This window comes from Enterobacter sp. RHBSTW-00975, assembly GCF_013615235.1.
GTDB lineage: Bacteria > Pseudomonadota > Gammaproteobacteria > Enterobacterales > Enterobacteriaceae > Enterobacter > Enterobacter ludwigii.
The window spans coordinates 1,076,736-1,093,094 of the sequence record NZ_CP055883.1 but is presented as its reverse complement, the minus strand read 5'-3'; the positions used below and the strand labels follow the sequence as shown (position 1 = coordinate 1,093,094).

The 16,359-nt window shown below is 56.8% G+C and carries 15 protein-coding genes; 9 read left to right on the top strand and 6 right to left on the bottom strand.

What is annotated here, in order from left to right:
* Window positions 1-121: 121 nt before the first annotated feature.
* Window positions 122-2,536, bottom strand: coding sequence for a putative ABC transporter permease subunit YbbP (gene ybbP, locus HV340_RS05275; RefSeq protein WP_181216350.1), 2,415 nt, complete (start codon window positions 2,534-2,536; stop codon window positions 122-124).
* Window positions 2,533-3,219 carry a putative ABC transporter ATP-binding protein YbbA gene (ybbA, locus tag HV340_RS05270; protein WP_014168931.1) on the bottom strand — a complete coding sequence of 229 codons (687 nt, stop codon included), beginning with the start codon at window positions 3,217-3,219 and terminating at the stop codon, window positions 2,533-2,535. Before ybbA ends, ybbP begins: the two co-directional genes overlap by 4 nt.
* Between ybbA and tesA the strand changes: the two genes are divergently transcribed.
* From tesA to HV340_RS05255, 3 genes are read left to right on the top strand one after another with little or no spacing between them, the layout of a single operon-like run.
* Window positions 3,190-3,813 (top strand): multifunctional acyl-CoA thioesterase I/protease I/lysophospholipase L1, encoded by a 624-nt coding sequence (gene tesA, locus HV340_RS05265; RefSeq protein WP_025206538.1) that lies wholly within the window; start codon window positions 3,190-3,192, stop codon window positions 3,811-3,813. The genes ybbA and tesA overlap by 30 nt on opposite strands.
* The gene (locus HV340_RS05260) at window positions 3,803-4,612 is read left to right on the top strand and encodes an SDR family oxidoreductase (RefSeq protein ID WP_086532865.1); all 810 of its coding nucleotides are present in this window, start codon (window positions 3,803-3,805) and stop codon (window positions 4,610-4,612) included. Before tesA ends, HV340_RS05260 begins: the two co-directional genes overlap by 11 nt.
* Before the next feature lie 58 nt (window positions 4,613-4,670).
* Window positions 4,671-5,525 carry a co-chaperone YbbN gene (locus tag HV340_RS05255; RefSeq protein WP_025204830.1) on the top strand — a complete coding sequence of 285 codons (855 nt, stop codon included), beginning with the start codon at window positions 4,671-4,673 and terminating at the stop codon, window positions 5,523-5,525.
* A 49-nt stretch (window positions 5,526-5,574) separates the two neighbouring features.
* Here HV340_RS05255 and fetB read toward each other — a convergent pair whose 3' ends face one another.
* Both fetB and fetA read right to left on the bottom strand, forming a co-directional pair.
* Window positions 5,575-6,357: an iron export ABC transporter permease subunit FetB gene (gene fetB, locus HV340_RS05250; protein WP_020885171.1), complete on the bottom strand. Its 783-nt coding sequence runs from the start codon at window positions 6,355-6,357 to the stop codon at window positions 5,575-5,577.
* Window positions 6,350-7,021 (bottom strand): iron ABC transporter ATP-binding protein FetA, encoded by a 672-nt coding sequence (gene fetA / locus HV340_RS05245; RefSeq protein WP_063925408.1) that lies wholly within the window; start codon window positions 7,019-7,021, stop codon window positions 6,350-6,352. Before fetA ends, fetB begins: the two co-directional genes overlap by 8 nt.
* Window positions 7,022-7,238: 217 nt before the next feature.
* On the opposite strand from fetA, the gene HV340_RS05240 reads away from it, so the two are divergent.
* Together HV340_RS05240 and HV340_RS05235 are read left to right on the top strand one after the other, a co-directional pair.
* The gene (locus HV340_RS05240) at window positions 7,239-8,153 is read left to right on the top strand and encodes an SPFH domain-containing protein (RefSeq protein WP_014168925.1); all 915 of its coding nucleotides are present in this window, start codon (window positions 7,239-7,241) and stop codon (window positions 8,151-8,153) included.
* Window positions 8,150-8,608: an NfeD family protein gene (locus tag HV340_RS05235; protein ID WP_014168924.1), complete on the top strand. Its 459-nt coding sequence runs from the start codon at window positions 8,150-8,152 to the stop codon at window positions 8,606-8,608. Before HV340_RS05240 ends, HV340_RS05235 begins: the two co-directional genes overlap by 4 nt.
* On the opposite strand, the gene cueR is transcribed toward HV340_RS05235, so the two are convergent.
* Window positions 8,599-9,009, bottom strand: a complete 411-nt coding sequence (cueR, locus tag HV340_RS05230) for a Cu(I)-responsive transcriptional regulator (RefSeq protein WP_014168923.1) — start codon at window positions 9,007-9,009, stop codon at window positions 8,599-8,601. The genes HV340_RS05235 and cueR overlap by 10 nt on opposite strands.
* A 108-nt stretch (window positions 9,010-9,117) precedes the next feature.
* Between cueR and copA the strand changes: the two genes are divergently transcribed.
* From copA to ybaK, 3 genes are all read left to right on the top strand, one after another.
* A complete protein-coding gene (gene copA, locus HV340_RS05225; protein WP_063925409.1) occupies window positions 9,118-11,616 on the top strand; it encodes a copper-exporting P-type ATPase CopA in 2,499 nt (832 codons plus the stop codon).
* 50 nt (window positions 11,617-11,666) lie between these two features.
* The gene (locus HV340_RS05220) at window positions 11,667-12,461 is read left to right on the top strand and encodes a TraB/GumN family protein (RefSeq protein ID WP_059305803.1); all 795 of its coding nucleotides are present in this window, start codon (window positions 11,667-11,669) and stop codon (window positions 12,459-12,461) included.
* A 200-nt stretch (window positions 12,462-12,661) separates the two neighbouring features.
* Window positions 12,662-13,141 carry a Cys-tRNA(Pro)/Cys-tRNA(Cys) deacylase YbaK gene (ybaK, locus tag HV340_RS05215; protein WP_020885175.1) on the top strand — a complete coding sequence of 160 codons (480 nt, stop codon included), beginning with the start codon at window positions 12,662-12,664 and terminating at the stop codon, window positions 13,139-13,141.
* Window positions 13,142-13,230: 89 nt separating this feature from the next.
* Here the strand turns inward: ybaK and ushA are convergent, their stop codons facing one another.
* Window positions 13,231-14,883 (bottom strand): bifunctional UDP-sugar hydrolase/5'-nucleotidase UshA, encoded by a 1,653-nt coding sequence (gene ushA, locus HV340_RS05210; protein ID WP_181216349.1) that lies wholly within the window; start codon window positions 14,881-14,883, stop codon window positions 13,231-13,233.
* 169 nt (window positions 14,884-15,052) lie between these two features.
* On the opposite strand from ushA, the gene HV340_RS05205 reads away from it, so the two are divergent.
* Window positions 15,053-16,261 (top strand): MFS transporter, encoded by a 1,209-nt coding sequence (locus tag HV340_RS05205; RefSeq protein WP_032677549.1) that lies wholly within the window; start codon window positions 15,053-15,055, stop codon window positions 16,259-16,261.
* The last annotated feature ends 98 nt before the right edge of the window (window positions 16,262-16,359 follow it).

Sequence of the window (16,359 nt, the reverse complement as noted above, 5' to 3'; positions counted from 1 at the left end):
CTTGCTGTGTGCGCGGGTTTTTAATGTTTTGTGCTACTAAACGCATGGGTATTACCGATTTGTGCTGCTAAATTATTACGCACCAGCAGATAAACCGGTGCGTAATTATCACGGATTTGAACTAACTGGCAAACTGACGGAACAGCGCTTTCCCTTTTAGCAATCGCGTGCCGAGCCAGCCGCCGCACAGCGACAGCAGCACCGCACCGCAGACCGGCAGCGTGAACCACAGTCGCCAGTCAGGCTCCCACGGGAAATCGAAGACGCGGGTCTGCAGCACGGCTAACGCCGTCTCAGCACCCATCGCCGCCACCAGACCCGAGACCAGCCCCAGCAGGGCGAACTCGCTCCACAGCGTGGTGCGCAGCAGTCGCTTACTCGCCCCGAGCGTGCGATAGACCACCAGCTCCTGATGACGCTGCCGCATCCCGACCTGCACCTGGGCCATCAGCAATAGTACGCCGCAGATCGTCACCAGCACCACCATAACCTCCAGTGCCCGGCTGACCTGCTCCAGCACCTGCCCGACCTGTTTAAGGATCGCGCCAATATCCAGCAGGCTGACCGTCGGAAATTCGCGGTTCAGCCGGGTCAGCATACCGTTGCCGTTTTCCCAGCGGAAACTGGAGAGCCAGCTTTGCGGCTGTCCGTCCAGTGCGCCTGCGGGGAAAATAAAGAAGAAGTTCGGCCGCAGGCTTTCCCAGTCCACCTTACGCAGGCTGGTGACCTTAGCGCTAAAGTCCTGGGTATCGCCGGTAAAGGTCACGCTGTCGCCCAGCCTGACGTTCAGACGCGTCGCCAGCCCCTCTTCCATCGACACTTCACCCGCTTTCGGCGGCCAGCTGCCGGCGGTAATCGGGTTGTGATCTGGACGTTTCTCCTGCCAGGTCAGGTTCAGTTCGCGGTTAAGCGCTTCATCCTTGTTTCCCTCCGTGGACTGGCCGTTGATCTGCGTCAGACGCGCACGGACGATGGGGTAGAACGACTCCGGCACAATCTGGTGTTCCGCCAGGAACGTCTTCAGCGGTGTCACCTGCTCAGGGGCGATATTGATCAGGAAATAGTTCGGGCTTTCCGGCGGAAGCTGCTGTTGCCAGCGATCCAGCAGATCGCCGCGCAGCACCAGCAGCAGTGCCAGCAGCATAAATGACAGTGAAAAGGCAGACAGCTGACTCAGCGTAGACCAGGGCTGGTGCAGCAGACGGTTCACCGCCAGCCGCACGGGAAGCGACTTCACCGTCAGCTTTTTAAGCACATTAAGGAGCACCCAGCCGACCACACCACACAGCAGCGCCAGCACCACCGCCCCGGCCAGTACGGCCCATAGCAGCGTGCTGCCGCCCATCAGCCAGGCCAACAACCCAACCGACACCGCAACAATGACAGGAAGATAGAACTTCAGCGGCCAGACGTTGGCCACCACGTCACGGCGCAGCACGCGCAGCGGCTGCGTCGCGAGCAACAGCCGGTACGGGCGAAGCCCCACCAGCACCGAGATCACCATCATCGCGCCAATCGCCCACAGCCACGGCCAGAGGCTGGCCGGTGGAAGTGCGGCAGGCAGTACCGGTTTCAGCATGACCATCAGCAGCTTTTCAAACAGCAGCCCCATCGCCCCACCGGTGAGTGCTGACAACACCAGCAGCATCAGCCACTGGCCGACAATCAGCTTACGCAGCTGGGCGCTGCCCGCGCCGAGGGTTTTGAGGATCGCCACCAGATCGTATCGGCTGCGGCAGTAGTGCCCCATGGCCACCGCCACCGCTGCCACGGCCAACAGCAGGGTTAACAGCGCTGAAAGCAGCAGGAACTGCTGAGAACGTTCGAGAGATTTACCAAGCGCCCCTTCGTCCTGCTCCAGTCCGTACCAGCGGTGCTCCGGTTTTAACTGCGGCAGCAGCCATTTTTCATACGCGTCAAGCTGGGCGGGCGTTCCCGCAAACTTATAGCGCCAGGTGACGCGGCTTCCCGGCTGCACGGCATGGGTATTCGCCACATCAGCGGTATTCATCAGCAAGCGCGGGGCAAGCTGGAACGGGTTAAAGCCGGAGTCAGGTTCCTGAACCACCTCCCCGGCGATACGGAGCGTGGCGTCACCCACGTCGATGCTGTCACCCGTTTTCAGGTTCAGCAGCGCCATTAAACGTGGCGCCAGCAGCACCGTGCCCGGTTTCGGCTTTAAGCCAGGCGGGCTGGTCTGCAGTTCACCGTACAGCGGGTAAAGGTCGTCGACGGCTTTGACGCTCGCCAGCTGCGGCGTATCGCCGGCAAAGGTCATGGTCTGAAAGCTCAGCTGTTCCCCCACCTTCAGTCCACGCTTACGCGCCTCCTCAAGCCAGCCCGGCGGGACGGGACGCGAGCTTTGCAGCGCCCTGTCTCCGGCCATAAACTCGCGGCTTTGCTGGCTTAACCCTTTCTCCATGCGATCGCTGACGCTGCCCAGCGCCAGCACGCAGGCTACCGCCAGGCTTAACGCCATCCAGACAATCAACAGCGTGGGCGAGCGCCATTCGCGCCAGAACCAGCGGGCAATCATGCTTCCTCCTGCAGTTCACCGTTAACCAGCCGCAGGCGACGGTCGCAGCGGGCAGCCAGTTGCGGATCGTGGGTCACCAGAATCAGCGTGGTACCGTGTTCACGGTTGAGCGAAAACAGCAGGTCGGCAATTTTATCCCCGGTCTTTCGGTCGAGGTTTCCGGTAGGCTCATCCGCAAACAGCACGTCCGGGCGGCCGTTAAACGCCCGGGCCAGGGCCACACGTTGTTGCTCCCCGCCGGAAAGCTGCGCCGGAAGATGGTCGAGGCGTTTGCCAAGCCCAAGCTGCTCCAGCAATGCCTTCGCGTGGGCGCGGCTTTCACGGCTGTTACCGCCGCGCAGCAGTGCCGGCAGTTCAACGTTTTCCAGCGCATTGAGCGTCGGGATCAGCATGAAGGACTGAAAGACAAACCCGATATGACGTGCGCGGAGCGCGGCACGCGCCTCTTCATCAAGCTGATGCAGCGGTTGCCCGACCAGGTTGACCTCTCCACTGCTGCCGTCGTCCAGACCGGCTAAAATGGCCAGCAGCGTGGACTTCCCGGAGCCGGACTCGCCAATCAGCGCAATGGTTTCGGCGCGTTTGACAACGAGTTCAACTCCGGTGAGGATGGAAAGCTCGTGTTCCCCCTGACCGACGGACTTCTTAAGACGATGAACTTCAACAATGTTTTCCGCTGGCATTTGCCCTTCCTGTTTTTAATCCTGATGACCTTCCGCGCGGCGGCAGCGGACACGTTACTGGTTCTCGGTGACAGCCTGAGTGCAGGCTATCGCATGGCGGCCAACGCGGCCTGGCCAGCTCTGCTCAATGACAAATGGCAGAGTAAGACAACGGTTATTAATGGCAGCATTAGCGGTGATACCTCGCAGCAAGGCTTGTCGCGCCTGCCAGCCTTGCTCAAACAGCATCAACCGCGATGGGTGCTGGTTGAGCTGGGCGGTAATGATGGCTTGCGTGGTTTCCAGCCTCAGCAAACGGAACAGACCCTGCGCACGATCCTTAAGGATATTAAGGCTGCGAATGCGCAACCGCTGCTGATGCAAATTCGCCTGCCCGCCAACTATGGACGTCGGTATAATGAAGCCTTTAGCGCGATCTACCCAAAGCTTGCCAACGAGTTTGATATTCCGCTGCTGCCATTTTTTATGGAAGAGGTCTATCTCAAACCCCAGTGGATGCAAGACGATGGGATCCACCCCAATCGCGATGCGCAGCCGTTTATTGCCGACTGGATGGCAACACGGCTGGCCCCTTTAGTTAAACATGACTCCTAATTCAGCGGAGATCCTGACAGGTAAAGTTATGCAAAAATCGGTCTTAATTACAGGATGTTCCAGCGGAATCGGTCTTGAAAGTGCACTCGAGTTGAAGCGTCAGGGATATTGGGTACTGGCGGCCTGCCGTAAACCCGACGACGTCGAACGCATGAACGGGCTGGGCTTTACCGGTGTGTTACTGGATTTAGACTCACCGGAAAGCGTGGAACGCGCTGCCGATGAGGTGCTGACCCTGACCGACAACCGTCTGTACGGCCTTTTTAACAATGCCGGCTACGGCGTGTATGGTCCCCTGGACACGCTCACCCGCGAACAGCTGGAAAAACAGTTTTCCACCAATTTCTTTGGCGTCCATCAGCTCACCATGCGCCTGCTCCCCGCCATGCTGCCGCACGGTGAAGGACGCATTGTGATGACCTCCTCCGTGATGGGGCTGATTTCAACCCCGGGCCGCGGGGCCTATGCCGCCAGCAAATATGCGCTGGAGGCCTGGTCCGATGCCCTGCGCATGGAGTTGCGTCACAGCGGCATTAAGGTCAGCCTGATTGAGCCGGGCCCTATCCGCACCCGCTTTACGGAAAACGTTAACCAGACCCAGGCGGATAAACCGGTCGAAAACCCCGGTATCGCCGCACGCTTTACGCTCGGGCCGGAAGCAGTCGTCGCTAAAGTGCGCCATGCTTTTGAGAGCGAAAACCCAAAAATGCGCTATCCGGTGACGCTGGTAACCCATGCGGTAGGCTGGTTAAAACGCCTGCTGCCGGGCCGGATGATGGACAAAATTTTACACGGTTGAGTTGAAGCGTCGTCGCTAACCCCCATGTAAATAACAAACCGATAAAAGAGAAGGCCGCATGTCCGTACAGAATATCGTCAATATTACTGAAGCAAACCTGCAACAGACCCTCGAACAGTCCATGACCAAACCGGTGCTGTTCTACTTCTGGTCTGAGCGTAGCCAACACTGTCTGCAGCTGACGCCGGTACTCGAAAGCCTTGCCGCGCAATACAATGGCCAGTTCATTCTCGCCAAACTGGATTGTGACGCTGAGCCTATGGTGGCGTCTCAGTTTGGCCTGCGCGCGATTCCTACCGTCTATCTGTTCCAGAATGGGCAACCTGTTGATGGCTTCCAGGGGCCACAGCCTGAAGAAGCAATCCGCGCCCTGCTGGATAAAGTCCTGCCACGCGAGGAAGAGCTGAAGGCGCAGGAAGCCATGGGACTGATGCAGGAAGGCAAATACGACGAAGCGCTGCCGCTGCTCAAAGAGGCGTGGCAGCTGTCGAAACAGGACAGCCAGATTGGCCTGCTCCTTGCGGAAACGCAGATTGCCCTGCACCGTTCCGACGATGCAGAAGCTGTGCTGAAGACCATTCCACTGCAGGATCAGGATACCCGTTATCAGGGTCTGGTCGCGCAGATCGATCTGCTGAAACAGGCGGCGGATACGCCGGAGATCCAGCAGCTTCAACAGCAGGTTGCCGATAACCCGACCGATGCCGCGCTGGCAAGCCAGCTGGCGCTGCAGCTGCATCAGGTGGGACGTAACGAAGAAGCGCTGGCACTGCTGTTCAGCCATCTGCAAAACGATCTGGGTGCCGCCGACGGTCAGGCGCGGAAAATGTTCCAGGAGATCCTGGCCGCGCTGGGCACCGGCGATGCGCTGGCGTCGACGTACCGCCGTCAGCTGTACGCCCTGCTCTACTGATGAACTGGCCCGGTGCTGCTAGCGCTCACCGGGCCTGCAAAAGAGGCGGTCACCCCGCCTTTTTCAACTGCGTCACCACCAGCTGGTGGCGCGCGTTGTAGAACTTCCGATAGGTTAAATAGCAGGCAATGATGGTCGACAGGCTGGCCGTAGAGAGCAGCATAAAGGTCACCATGATCTGATATTTAATGGCTTTGACCGGATCGATACCGGCAAAAATCAGCCCCGACATCATTCCCGGCAGGCTAACCAGCCCAACCGTTTTTGCGGAATCCACCGTTGGGATCAGCGACGAGCGGATGCTGTCGCGGATCAGTACCGCCGAGGCCATTTTCGGTGTCGCCCCCAGGCTTAATTTCTCCTGCAGCTTCTGTTGTTCACTGCTAAACCGCTGGCCGAGGTTGTTGTAACACAGTCCTACAGCCACCATAGCGTTCCCCGCAATCATCCCGGAAATAGGGATAACCTGCATTGGCGTAAACTCGATTGAGCCGGACACCACCAGCACCGCCAGCGTCAGCGCCGTCCCGGTTGTAATGGCGATAAACGATGAGACAAACGCCTTATCGATATACTTACTGCGTTTCTGCGCGTTCCACGCCGCGTTAAAGCAGATAAACAGCACCATCAGGAGCGTCAGCACCGCGTGGTTGACGTTAAAAATATACTTCAGCACATAGCCGACAATAATGAGCTGGATAACCGCGCGGCAGATACTCCAGATAATATCTTTCTCCAGACCCAGCTTTTCCCGGTAGCTCACCACAATAGCGATCAGTACCAGCACCATCGAAAACGCCAGCGACGTATTCGTAATATTATGCTCACCCATGGTTTGCCTCCTGCATTTTCCCGCCCTGCGGCTCAAGCGTAATGACGTCATCCGCATGGGTAATTTCGTTTGAATCGTGCGTAACCCACAGCACGGCAATATTCTGCTCGCTTGCGTAACGATGAATAATCTCGTTAACGTTGCGTTTGTTCACCTCATCCAGCGCGCTGGTGATCTCGTCCAGTAACAATATCTTCGGCAAAAACTGCAGATTGCGAATCAGCGAAACACGCTGCTTTTCGCCGCCCGATAATTCATTGATGGATTTAGTCAGCGTCTCTTTCGACAGGCCAAAGCGGGCCAGATCGGCGATAAATTTTTCTGGCTCCGGCGTTTTATGACGGATTTGCCACGGAAAGACCAGGTTGTCATAAACCGTGTCCCCAAACAGCGAAGGGGTTTGCACGCAGTAAGAGACCTGCTGGCGATAGCTTTCTGGCGACAGCGTCGCGATATCCTGCCCTTCAAACAGAATAGCGCCCTCAGTAGGGCTGAGCAGTGAAGCGACTATCTTTAATAACGTACTTTTGCCACAGCCTGACGGCCCTGTTATCAGTTTGAACTCCCCCGGGGAAAGACAAAAATCGACATGCTGAAGGATCGTGGTATTTGCCACACGAAAACCGACATCCCTGACCTGCAAGAGCGTATTTTTATTGTTCATCATGCATCCTGTAACCACCTTTATTGCAACCACGCGTAGAATAATCCTTTCACGAACGCAGCGCGAATAGGGTGTGTCGATGGCTGGAGTAAAGGTTTTACCGGTATTCGTCGCGCCCCCTTCTTTACAGGGGCGAATTTCAGCCCGATAGCCGATATACTGACTTATAACACACACGCAGTTCCCTTCGTCACAGCATGCAAAACAGGAGGTTTTTATGCTTATCGTTATACCTGTCCTTATTTTCGTTGCGCTGGTTATTGTCGGCGCTGGCGTCAAAATTGTCCCACAGGGGTATCAGTGGACCGTTGAACGCTTTGGCCGCTACACCAACACGCTCCAGCCGGGTTTAAGCCTGATTGTCCCTTTCATGGACAGGATTGGACGTAAAATCAATATGATGGAACAGGTGCTGGATATTCCTTCTCAGGAAGTGATCTCCAAGGATAACGCCAACGTCACCATTGATGCGGTCTGTTTTATTCAGGTTATTGATGCCCCAAAAGCGGCCTATGAAGTCAGCAATCTGGAGCTGGCTATCGTAAATCTGACGATGACCAACATTCGTACCGTGCTCGGTTCAATGGAGCTGGACGAAATGCTCTCTCAGCGCGACAGCATTAACACCCGCCTGCTGCACATTGTCGACGAGGCCACCAACCCGTGGGGGATCAAAGTCACCCGTATTGAGATCCGCGACGTGCGTCCACCGGCAGAGCTGATCGCCTCCATGAACGCGCAGATGAAAGCGGAACGGACCAAACGCGCCTACATTCTGGAAGCTGAAGGGGTACGTCAGGCAGAGATCCTGAAAGCCGAAGGGGAAAAACAGTCGCAGATCCTGAAAGCGGAAGGTGAACGCCAGTCTGCCTTCTTACAGGCGGAAGCCCGTGAACGTTCTGCAGAAGCGGAAGCCCGCGCCACCCAGATGGTCTCTGAAGCAATTGCAGCAGGTGATATCCAGGCGGTGAACTACTTTGTTGCGCAAAAATACACTGACGCGCTGAAAGAGATTGGCTCCGCGAACAACAGCAAAGTGGTGATGATGCCGCTGGATGCCAGCAGCCTGATGGGCTCCATCGCCGGGATCACTGAACTTATCAAAGACAGCGGAAACGAGCGCAAAAAATGATTGAGCTAATCGTCGCACATCCTCATGCATTCTGGCTAAGCCTCGGTGGCTTATTGCTGGCCGCGGAGATGCTTGGCGGCAACGGTTACCTGCTCTGGAGCGGTGTTGCCGCTGTCATTACCGGGTTAGTGGTCTGGCTACTGCCCCTGGACTGGGCGTGGCAGGGGGCGTTATTTGCCGTGCTGACGCTGTTGGCCGCCTGGCTGTGGTGGCGCTGGCTTAACCGCCAGGTGACAGAGCAGAAACCGCTCGACGCCCACCTCAATCAGCGCGGGCAGCAGATTGTCGGCAAACGTTTTACGCTCGACACGGCGCTGGTTAACGGGCGCGGACATATGCGCGTGGGCGACAGTTCATGGCCCGTGGTGGCCGACGATGACCTCAGCGCCGGCACGCAGGTTGAGGTCATTGCGGTGGAAGGGATAACCCTGCGGGTTAAAGCCTGTCAGGCATGAGCCTTACGATGACAGCAGCCGGACAGATTATCGATAATCGGGCAGTCGGCGCTGTCATCCCCCGGACAGGATTCCGCCAGCGCCAGAAGCTGCTGACGCATCGCCTGTAACTCGGTAATGTGGCGTTCAATCTCAGCCACTTTCTCCAGCGTACGTTTTTTCACGTCTGCGCTATGGCGCGCCGGATCGTTAAATAAGGTGACCAGCTCGCCGCACTCTTCAAGGTTAAATCCCACCTGCCGCGCCTGGCGCAGCAGCGTCAGTTCATCAAGATGCAGTTGCGTATAACTGCGGTAGCCATTTTCACTGCGCAGCGGCGGTGTCACCAGCCCCTTCTCTTCATAAAAACGGATCGCTTTGCTGGTCAATCCGGTTTTTTTCGCAACATCACTGATATTCACATTTCCCCCTTGACCTTCCCCTTGATGGAAGGTTTAACCTTCATAACAGTTAGCGAAAAGCGTTATGCCGGTCAACATCTGACCAGATCATTATACGGGAGTTTTGTTATGTCTCACACTATTGACCTGACACTGGACGGCCTCTCCTGCGGCCACTGTGTCAAACGCGTTAAAGAAAGTCTGGAACAGCGTCCTGATGTAGACAGCGCTGAAGTGACCCTTGATCACGCCGCCGTCACCGGTAGCGCCAGTGCGGATGCGCTGATTGATACGATCAAACAGGCTGGTTATGGGGCGGAGCTGAGCCACCCAAAGGCTAAACCGCTGGCAGAGTCATCATCCCCGTCGGAAGCACTGACAGCGGCCACTCCTGAGCTTCCGGTAGCTGATGATATTGATGACAGCCAACAGCTGCTGATCAACGGCATGAGCTGCGCCAGCTGCGTCTCCCGGGTACAAAATGCCTTGCAGGCTGTACCGGGTGTCGCGCAGGCACGGGTCAATCTTGCGGAGCGTACTGCGCTGGTGATGGGCAGTGCCTCCGCCGCAGATTTAGTGCAGGCCGTTGAAAAAGCGGGCTACGGCGCAGAGGCCATCGAAGATGACCTCAAACGTCGGGAACGCCAGCAGGAAACGGCCGTCGCCACCATGAAACGCTTCCGCTGGCAGGCCATCGTCGCGCTGCTGGTTGGGGTGCCGGTCATGGTGTGGGGTATGATCGGTGACAATATGATGGTCACCGACGATAACCGCACGCTGTGGCTGGTCATTGGGTTGATTACGCTTGCCGTGATGGTCTTCGCAGGCGGTCACTTCTACTCCAGCGCCTGGAAAAGCCTGAAAAATCGCACCGCGACGATGGACACCCTTGTCGCACTCGGCACGGGTGCGGCGTGGCTGTACTCCATGAGCGTCAACGTCTGGCCCCAGTGGTTCCCGATGGAAGCGCGTCATCTCTATTATGAAGCGAGCGCGATGATTATCGGCCTGATTAACCTCGGCCATATGCTTGAAGCGCGCGCCCGTCAGCGCTCCTCCAAAGCGCTGGAGCGCCTGCTGGATTTAACCCCACCGACCGCGCGCGTCGTGACGGATGCAGGTGAAAAAAATGTCCCATTGGCTGAAGTTCAACCCGGCATGACGCTGCGCCTGACCACCGGCGACCGCGTTCCCGTCGACGGTGAAATCACTCAGGGCGAAGCCTGGTTTGACGAAGCGATGCTGACCGGAGAGCCCGTCCCGCAACAGAAAGCCCAGGGCGATGCCATTCATGCCGGTACGGTGGTGCAGGACGGTAGCGTGCTTTTCACCGCCAGTGCCGTCGGCAGCCATACCACGCTGTCACGCATTATTCGCATGGTGCGTCAGGCACAGAGCAGTAAGCCGGAAATTGGTCAGCTGGCCGATAAAATCTCCGCCATTTTTGTGCCGGTCGTGGTCGGTATCGCGCTGCTGAGCGCGGCTATCTGGTATGTCTTCGGCCCGGCACCGCAAATTGTTTATACCCTGGTGATTGCCACCACGGTGCTGATCATTGCCTGTCCTTGCGCGCTCGGTCTTGCCACGCCAATGTCGATCATCTCAGGCGTAGGCCGTGCCGCTGAATTTGGCGTGCTGGTACGGGATGCCGATGCGTTGCAGCGGGCGAGCACGCTGGACACGCTGGTGTTTGATAAAACCGGCACGCTGACGGAAGGGAAACCGCAGGTAGTGGCCGTGATAACGGCAGGCATCACGCAGGATGACGCGCTGCGTCTCGCCGCGGCGCTTGAACAAGGCTCCAGCCACCCGCTGGCCCACGCCATTATTGAGAAAGCCGGGAATGCCAGCCTGCCGCAGGTGAGCAATTTCCGCACCCTGCGCGGTTTAGGCGTCAGCGGTACCGCCGAAGGGCACACGCTGCTGCTGGGGAATCAGGCACTGCTGAAGGAGCACGGCGTTGAGACTTCAGCCCTGGAACAAGACCTGAAAGCTCAGGCCTCTCAGGGCGCAACCCCGGTTCTGCTTGCCGTTGATGGCAAGGCCGCGGCGCTGCTGGCAATTCGCGATCCGCTACGCCAGGACAGCGTGCAGGCGTTGCAACGCCTGCATCGCGCGGGCTATCGCCTGGTGATGTTGACCGGGGATAATCCTGTGACGGCGAACGCCATCGCCCGGGAAGCTGGGATTGACGAGGTCATTGCCGGGGTGTTACCTGACGGCAAAGCAGATGCCATTAAGACGCTGCAAAGCCAGGGTCGCCAGGTGGCGATGGTCGGTGACGGGATTAACGATGCGCCGGCGCTGGCACAGGCGGAAGTGGGTATTGCGATGGGGGGCGGTAGCGATGTCGCCATTGAGACGGCCGCCATCACCCTGATGCGTCACAGCCTGATGGGCGTTGCGGACGCGCTGGCGATTTCAAAAGCCACCTTGCGCAACATGAAGCAGAACCTGCTGGGTGCCTTCGTCTACAACTCGCTCGGTATCCCGATTGCTGCCGGTATTTTGTGGCCGCTGACCGGCACGCTGCTGAACCCGGTTGTCGCGGGTGCGGCGATGGCGCTCTCGTCCATTACCGTGGTGAGCAACGCAAACCGGTTGTTGCGGTTTAAACCGAAAGATTGAACCTTCTTCTCCTACGCGCTAGCATGAACCTTTCCGTTTATGGAGCGCGTATGAGTCTGTTTAATCGTATAAAAACATCGTTTCGCGCCCTCTTCCCCCGCCGTTATGCCTGGCCCGGCATGGACATCTCGCTTCCCGGCGGGCAGCACCTTCACCTGGTGGGCAGCATCCATATGGGCACGCAGGATATGTCCCCGCTGCCAGCTGGTCTGATGAAACTGCTGAAGAGCGCCGATGCGCTGGTCGTTGAAGCGGATATTTCGGGCCAGACGTCGCCGTTTGCCGGCCTCGAAAGCGATCTCCCCCTGGCTGAACGTCTGAACGACACGCAGTTTGCTGAACTGACGCGCGTCGCAGATGAGACGGGCGTGTCGCTCTCCATGCTGGACACACTGCCGCTGTGGCAAATCGCGATGGTCCTGCAGGCAACCCAGGCGCAGCGTCTGGGGCTACGCGGGGATTACGGTATTGATTACCAGCTGTTGAATGCTGCGAGAGCACGCCATTTGTCAGTCATTGAGCTCGAAGGCACGGACAGCCAGATAGCCCTGCTGCGCCAGCTTCCTGATGATGGGCTGATGCTGCTGGATGATACCCTGACCCACTGGCACACCAACGCGCGTCTGTTGCAAACGATGATCGGCTGGTGGCTGAATGCGCCGCCCACGGACGGTAAACTGGCGCTGCCGTCGACGTTCAGTGAATCGTTGTATGATGTGCTGATGAACGAGCGCAACAAAGCCTGGCAGCAGACGCTGCTTGCGTTACCTGCGGGACGTTACGTGGTCGCTGTCGGGGCGTTACATTTGTACGGAGAAGGGAATTTGCCGTCACTGCTGAAATAAAAAAAATGGCCAATATTTCTATTGGCCCGTCAAAGAGGAATTTCATCGTTTTTATTATGCCGAAGGAGACCTTCGGTTGAGCCGATTGTCGCTCAAAGTGACCATCACTGCCAATACTATTGCGCAAGATGGTGCTATTTTTTAGACAAACGTCAGGCGTATGCTGTCAGCATGAATTGTCTGTCGTAAGAAGGATAGCTATGACTCCCGCCGTTAAATTACTCGAAAAAAACAACATTCCCTTTCGGATCCACACCTACGATCACGATCCCAGCGAAACGAATTTTGGTGATGAAGTGGTGCGCAAACTGGGGCTGAACGCCGATCGGGTTTATAAGACGCTGCTGGTGGCGGTGAACGGTGATATGAAACACCTCGCCGTCGCGGTAACGCCCGTTGCCGGGCAGCTGGATCTCAAGAAAGTGGCCAAAGCGCTGGGGGCAAAGAAGGTGGATATGGCCGATCCGATGGTTGCGCAACGCACTACCGGTTACCTTGTTGGCGGTATCAGCCCGCTCGGGCAGAAAAAACGCCTGCCGACGCTGATTGATGCCCCTTCGCAGACGTTCGACACCATTTATATTTCCGGCGGCAAACGCGGGCTGGATATTGAACTGTCCGCAGGCGATCTGGCGAAAATACTGGACGCGACATTTGCGGATATTGCGCGACGGGATTGAGGAAGTGGCCCGGAGGCACTGTGCTTACCGGGCCGACGATTCTCAGACAGGCCGGGTCAGGCGTAGCCGCCCCCCGACACAAAACCGCACTACTGCCAGCTCACCTCGCCTTTCGGCTCATAGGTATTCACGTCGATCGGTGAATTCTGCTCGATAAACTGCTTCAGCACTTCCGCATCGATAAACCCGGTATTCACATAGCCCGGTTTATTGTCGATATGTGGATAACCGTCACCACCGGTGGCGTTAAAGCTTAATGTTGCCATGCGGTAGGTTTTGGCAGGGTCGACCGGCTCGCCTTTGATTTTGAGGTCGTTGAGCTTGCCGCCCTTTGCCACAAAGCTGACGTTGGCAAACTGCGGATAAGCGCCGGAATCCGGCTTCATCTGCGCCACGGCGGTGAGATAGTCAATCACCTCTTTACCGCTCATGTCGACATACACCACGATGTTACCGAACGGCTGAACCTTCAGCACATCTTTATAGGTTATGTTTCCGCCTTCGATGGAGTCGCGGATGCCGCCGCCGCTCATCACGCCAAAATCGGCATTTGTGCGCGCCATTTGTGCCGCCAGCACCAGATGCCCCATATTGGTCTGCACAAAGCGAACTTTGCTGCGGTCCCCTTCCAGACGACCATTCAGCGTACCAATCTTCACGTCCAGCTGCGCCTTGCCTTTATTCTGGAAGGGCGTCAGCAGGGAGAGCATCTGTGCGTTCTCGGCAATTTCCGGGGTGTAGAGTACGCGCTCACTTTTCCCGTCAGGGTAAGTCACTTTCTTCTTCAGGTTGACCGGAATGAGCTGATAGTGCACCAGCTTCATCTCGCCGTTACGGAACTCAAAGTCCGCACGCCCCACGTATTTACCCCATTCGTGCGCCTGCACAATCCAGATACCGTTCTGACGGTCCGGAGCACACGGCGTGCCTGGCACGTAGTCGACCTGCTTTTTATTCTCTGACGCCATGCAGACCGGGTCTTGTGAATGACCACCCACAATCATCGCCAGCGAGCCCGCAGGCAGGCTGCGAGCCATCTCCACGTCACCCGGAGCATTCGAGCCGTGCTCACCGTTGTCGTAGTGGCCCATATGGGTGGTGGCAATAATGACATCCGGCTCTTCGTTCTGCTGCAATTCCTGAATGACCAGCTTCGCTTCGTCTGCCGGTTTACGGAATTCGATATCGGTAAAGAACTCAGGGTTGCCGATTTTTGCCGTATCGTCGGTGGTTAACCCGATGACCGCAATTTTCAGATCCTGACGCTTAAACAGCGCCCAGGGTTTGAACAGTCGCTCGCCGGTGCTTTTCTGGTAGATGTTGGCAGAGAGGAACGGGAATTTGGCCCATTTTTCCTGCTGACGCAGCACCGTCAGCGGGTTATCGAATTCATGGTTACCGACGGCCATCGCATCGTAGCCAATAAGATTCATGCCGCGGAAATCAGGCTCCGCATCCTGTAAATCAGATTCCGGCACACCGGTATTGATATCGCCCCCCGACAGCAGCAGTACGCTGCCCCCCTGGGCTGCCACCTCTTTACGAATGCCATCCACCAGCGTTTTTTGTGCCAACAGACCGTATTCGCCGTATTCACTGCGCCAGAAATGGCCGTGGTGATCGTTGGTATGCAGAATGGTGATTTTATAGGTTTTATCTTTTTCATAGGCCTGCACGGGCAGGCTAACCAGACCCCAGGCGGCGATCAGCGCCAGCGCGACGCTCCGCTTCATTAACTTCATCTTCTCTCTCCCTGACCAATAGACAAAGGCAAAAATTACAGTGACTAATAAGAATAGACAAATAAGTTTTCAGAATTGCGACTTTATTCAAATGTCACTGCCGGGTATGTTAGTTGGATAATAATTACACCCTGCATTTCTAATAACAAAAGACGTGGTATTCATCTCTATGGCAATCAGTGAATCAACCCAGCCCGTGTCTGGCGCTCCGGCGTCGCGCACCTCGTTTAAAGTGTTAGGCGCAATCAGCCTTTCACATCTGCTCAACGACATGATCCAGTCGTTGATTCTCGCGATCTACCCGCTGCTGCAGTCCGAGTTTTCGTTAACGTTCGTGCAGATCGGGATGATCACCCTGACTTTCCAGCTGGCCTCCTCGCTTCTGCAACCGGTCGTGGGCTACTGGACGGATAAATATCCTATGCCGTGGTCGCTACCGATTGGCATGTGTTTTACCTTGAGCGGGCTGGTGCTGCTGGCAATGGCAGGCAGCTTTGAAGCTGTGCTGATTGCCGCCGCGCTGGTGGGCACGGGGTCGTCGGTCTTTCACCCGGAGTCCTCACGCGTGGCGCGCATGGCCTCCGGGGGCCGTCACGGGCTGGCGCAATCGCTGTTTCAGGTGGGCGGTAACTTTGGCAGCTCCCTCGGCCCACTGCTGGCAGCGGTGATCATCGCTCCGTACGGCAAGGGTAACGTAGCGTGGTTTGTGCTGGCAGCCTTGCTGGCGATTATCGTACTGATTCAGATCAGCCGTTGGTATGCCGCGCAGCATCGCGTGAACAAAGGTAAACCTAAAGCGAAGGTTATCAATCCCCTTCCTCGCGATAAGGTCATTCTGGCCGTCTCCGTGCTTCTGGTGCTGATTTTCTCGAAATACTTCTATATGGCGAGCATCAGCAGCTATTACACCTTTTACCTGATGCAAAAATTCGGATTATCGGTACAAAACGCCCAGCTTCACCTGTTTGCCTTCCTGTTTGCGGTGGCTGCAGGGACGGTTATCGGCGGGCCTGTGGGCGATAAAATCGGGCGCAAATACGTCATTTGGGGCTCTATCCTCGGCGTGGCCCCGTTTACCCTTATTTTGCCGTATGCAAGCCTGGAGTGGACGGGGATTTTGACCGTGATTATTGGGTTTATCCTCGCCTCGGCGTTTTCCGCCATCCTTGTTTACGCGCAGGAGCTGCTGCCAGGCCGTATCGGTATGGTTTCCGGGCTCTTTTTCGGTTTTGCTTTCGGCATGGGCGGCCTTGGTGCAGCAGTGCTGGGCATGATTGCCGACCACACCAGCATCTTCCTGGTCTATAAAATCTGTGCTTTCCTGCCGCTTCTGGGGATGTTGACCATATTCCTGCCTGATAACCGCCATAAAGCGTAATATAACGGTCGCTAAAGTTTTACTTTGGCGACCTGACCCCCTGATGCCATAAGGGTTTCTTCTGCACCCCCCCCGCCTAATTTATCAAAATGCGCTTT

What these genes read in the sequence shown, in the direction of transcription:
- HV340_RS05255 (WP_025204830.1), top strand. Translation starts at nt 4,671, where the DNA reads ATGTCCGTACAGAATATCGTCAATATTACTGAAGCAAACCTGCAACAG.
- ybbP (WP_181216350.1), bottom strand. Translation starts at nt 2,536, where the DNA reads ATGATTGCCCGCTGGTTCTGGCGCGAATGGCGCTCGCCCACGCTGTTG.
- tesA (WP_025206538.1), top strand. Translation starts at nt 3,190, where the DNA reads ATGAACTTCAACAATGTTTTCCGCTGGCATTTGCCCTTCCTGTTTTTA.
- copA (WP_063925409.1), top strand. Translation starts at nt 9,118, where the DNA reads ATGTCTCACACTATTGACCTGACACTGGACGGCCTCTCCTGCGGCCAC.
- HV340_RS05205 (WP_032677549.1), top strand. Translation starts at nt 15,053, where the DNA reads ATGGCAATCAGTGAATCAACCCAGCCCGTGTCTGGCGCTCCGGCGTCG.
- fetB (WP_020885171.1), bottom strand. Translation starts at nt 6,357, where the DNA reads ATGGGTGAGCATAATATTACGAATACGTCGCTGGCGTTTTCGATGGTG.
- ushA (WP_181216349.1), bottom strand. Translation starts at nt 14,883, where the DNA reads ATGAAGTTAATGAAGCGGAGCGTCGCGCTGGCGCTGATCGCCGCCTGG.
- ybbA (WP_014168931.1), bottom strand. Translation starts at nt 3,219, where the DNA reads ATGCCAGCGGAAAACATTGTTGAAGTTCATCGTCTTAAGAAGTCCGTC.
- fetA (WP_063925408.1), bottom strand. Translation starts at nt 7,021, where the DNA reads ATGAACAATAAAAATACGCTCTTGCAGGTCAGGGATGTCGGTTTTCGT.
- ybaK (WP_020885175.1), top strand. Translation starts at nt 12,662, where the DNA reads ATGACTCCCGCCGTTAAATTACTCGAAAAAAACAACATTCCCTTTCGG.
- HV340_RS05235 (WP_014168924.1), top strand. Translation starts at nt 8,150, where the DNA reads ATGATTGAGCTAATCGTCGCACATCCTCATGCATTCTGGCTAAGCCTC.
- HV340_RS05220 (WP_059305803.1), top strand. Translation starts at nt 11,667, where the DNA reads ATGAGTCTGTTTAATCGTATAAAAACATCGTTTCGCGCCCTCTTCCCC.
- HV340_RS05240 (WP_014168925.1), top strand. Translation starts at nt 7,239, where the DNA reads ATGCTTATCGTTATACCTGTCCTTATTTTCGTTGCGCTGGTTATTGTC.
- HV340_RS05260 (WP_086532865.1), top strand. Translation starts at nt 3,803, where the DNA reads ATGACTCCTAATTCAGCGGAGATCCTGACAGGTAAAGTTATGCAAAAA.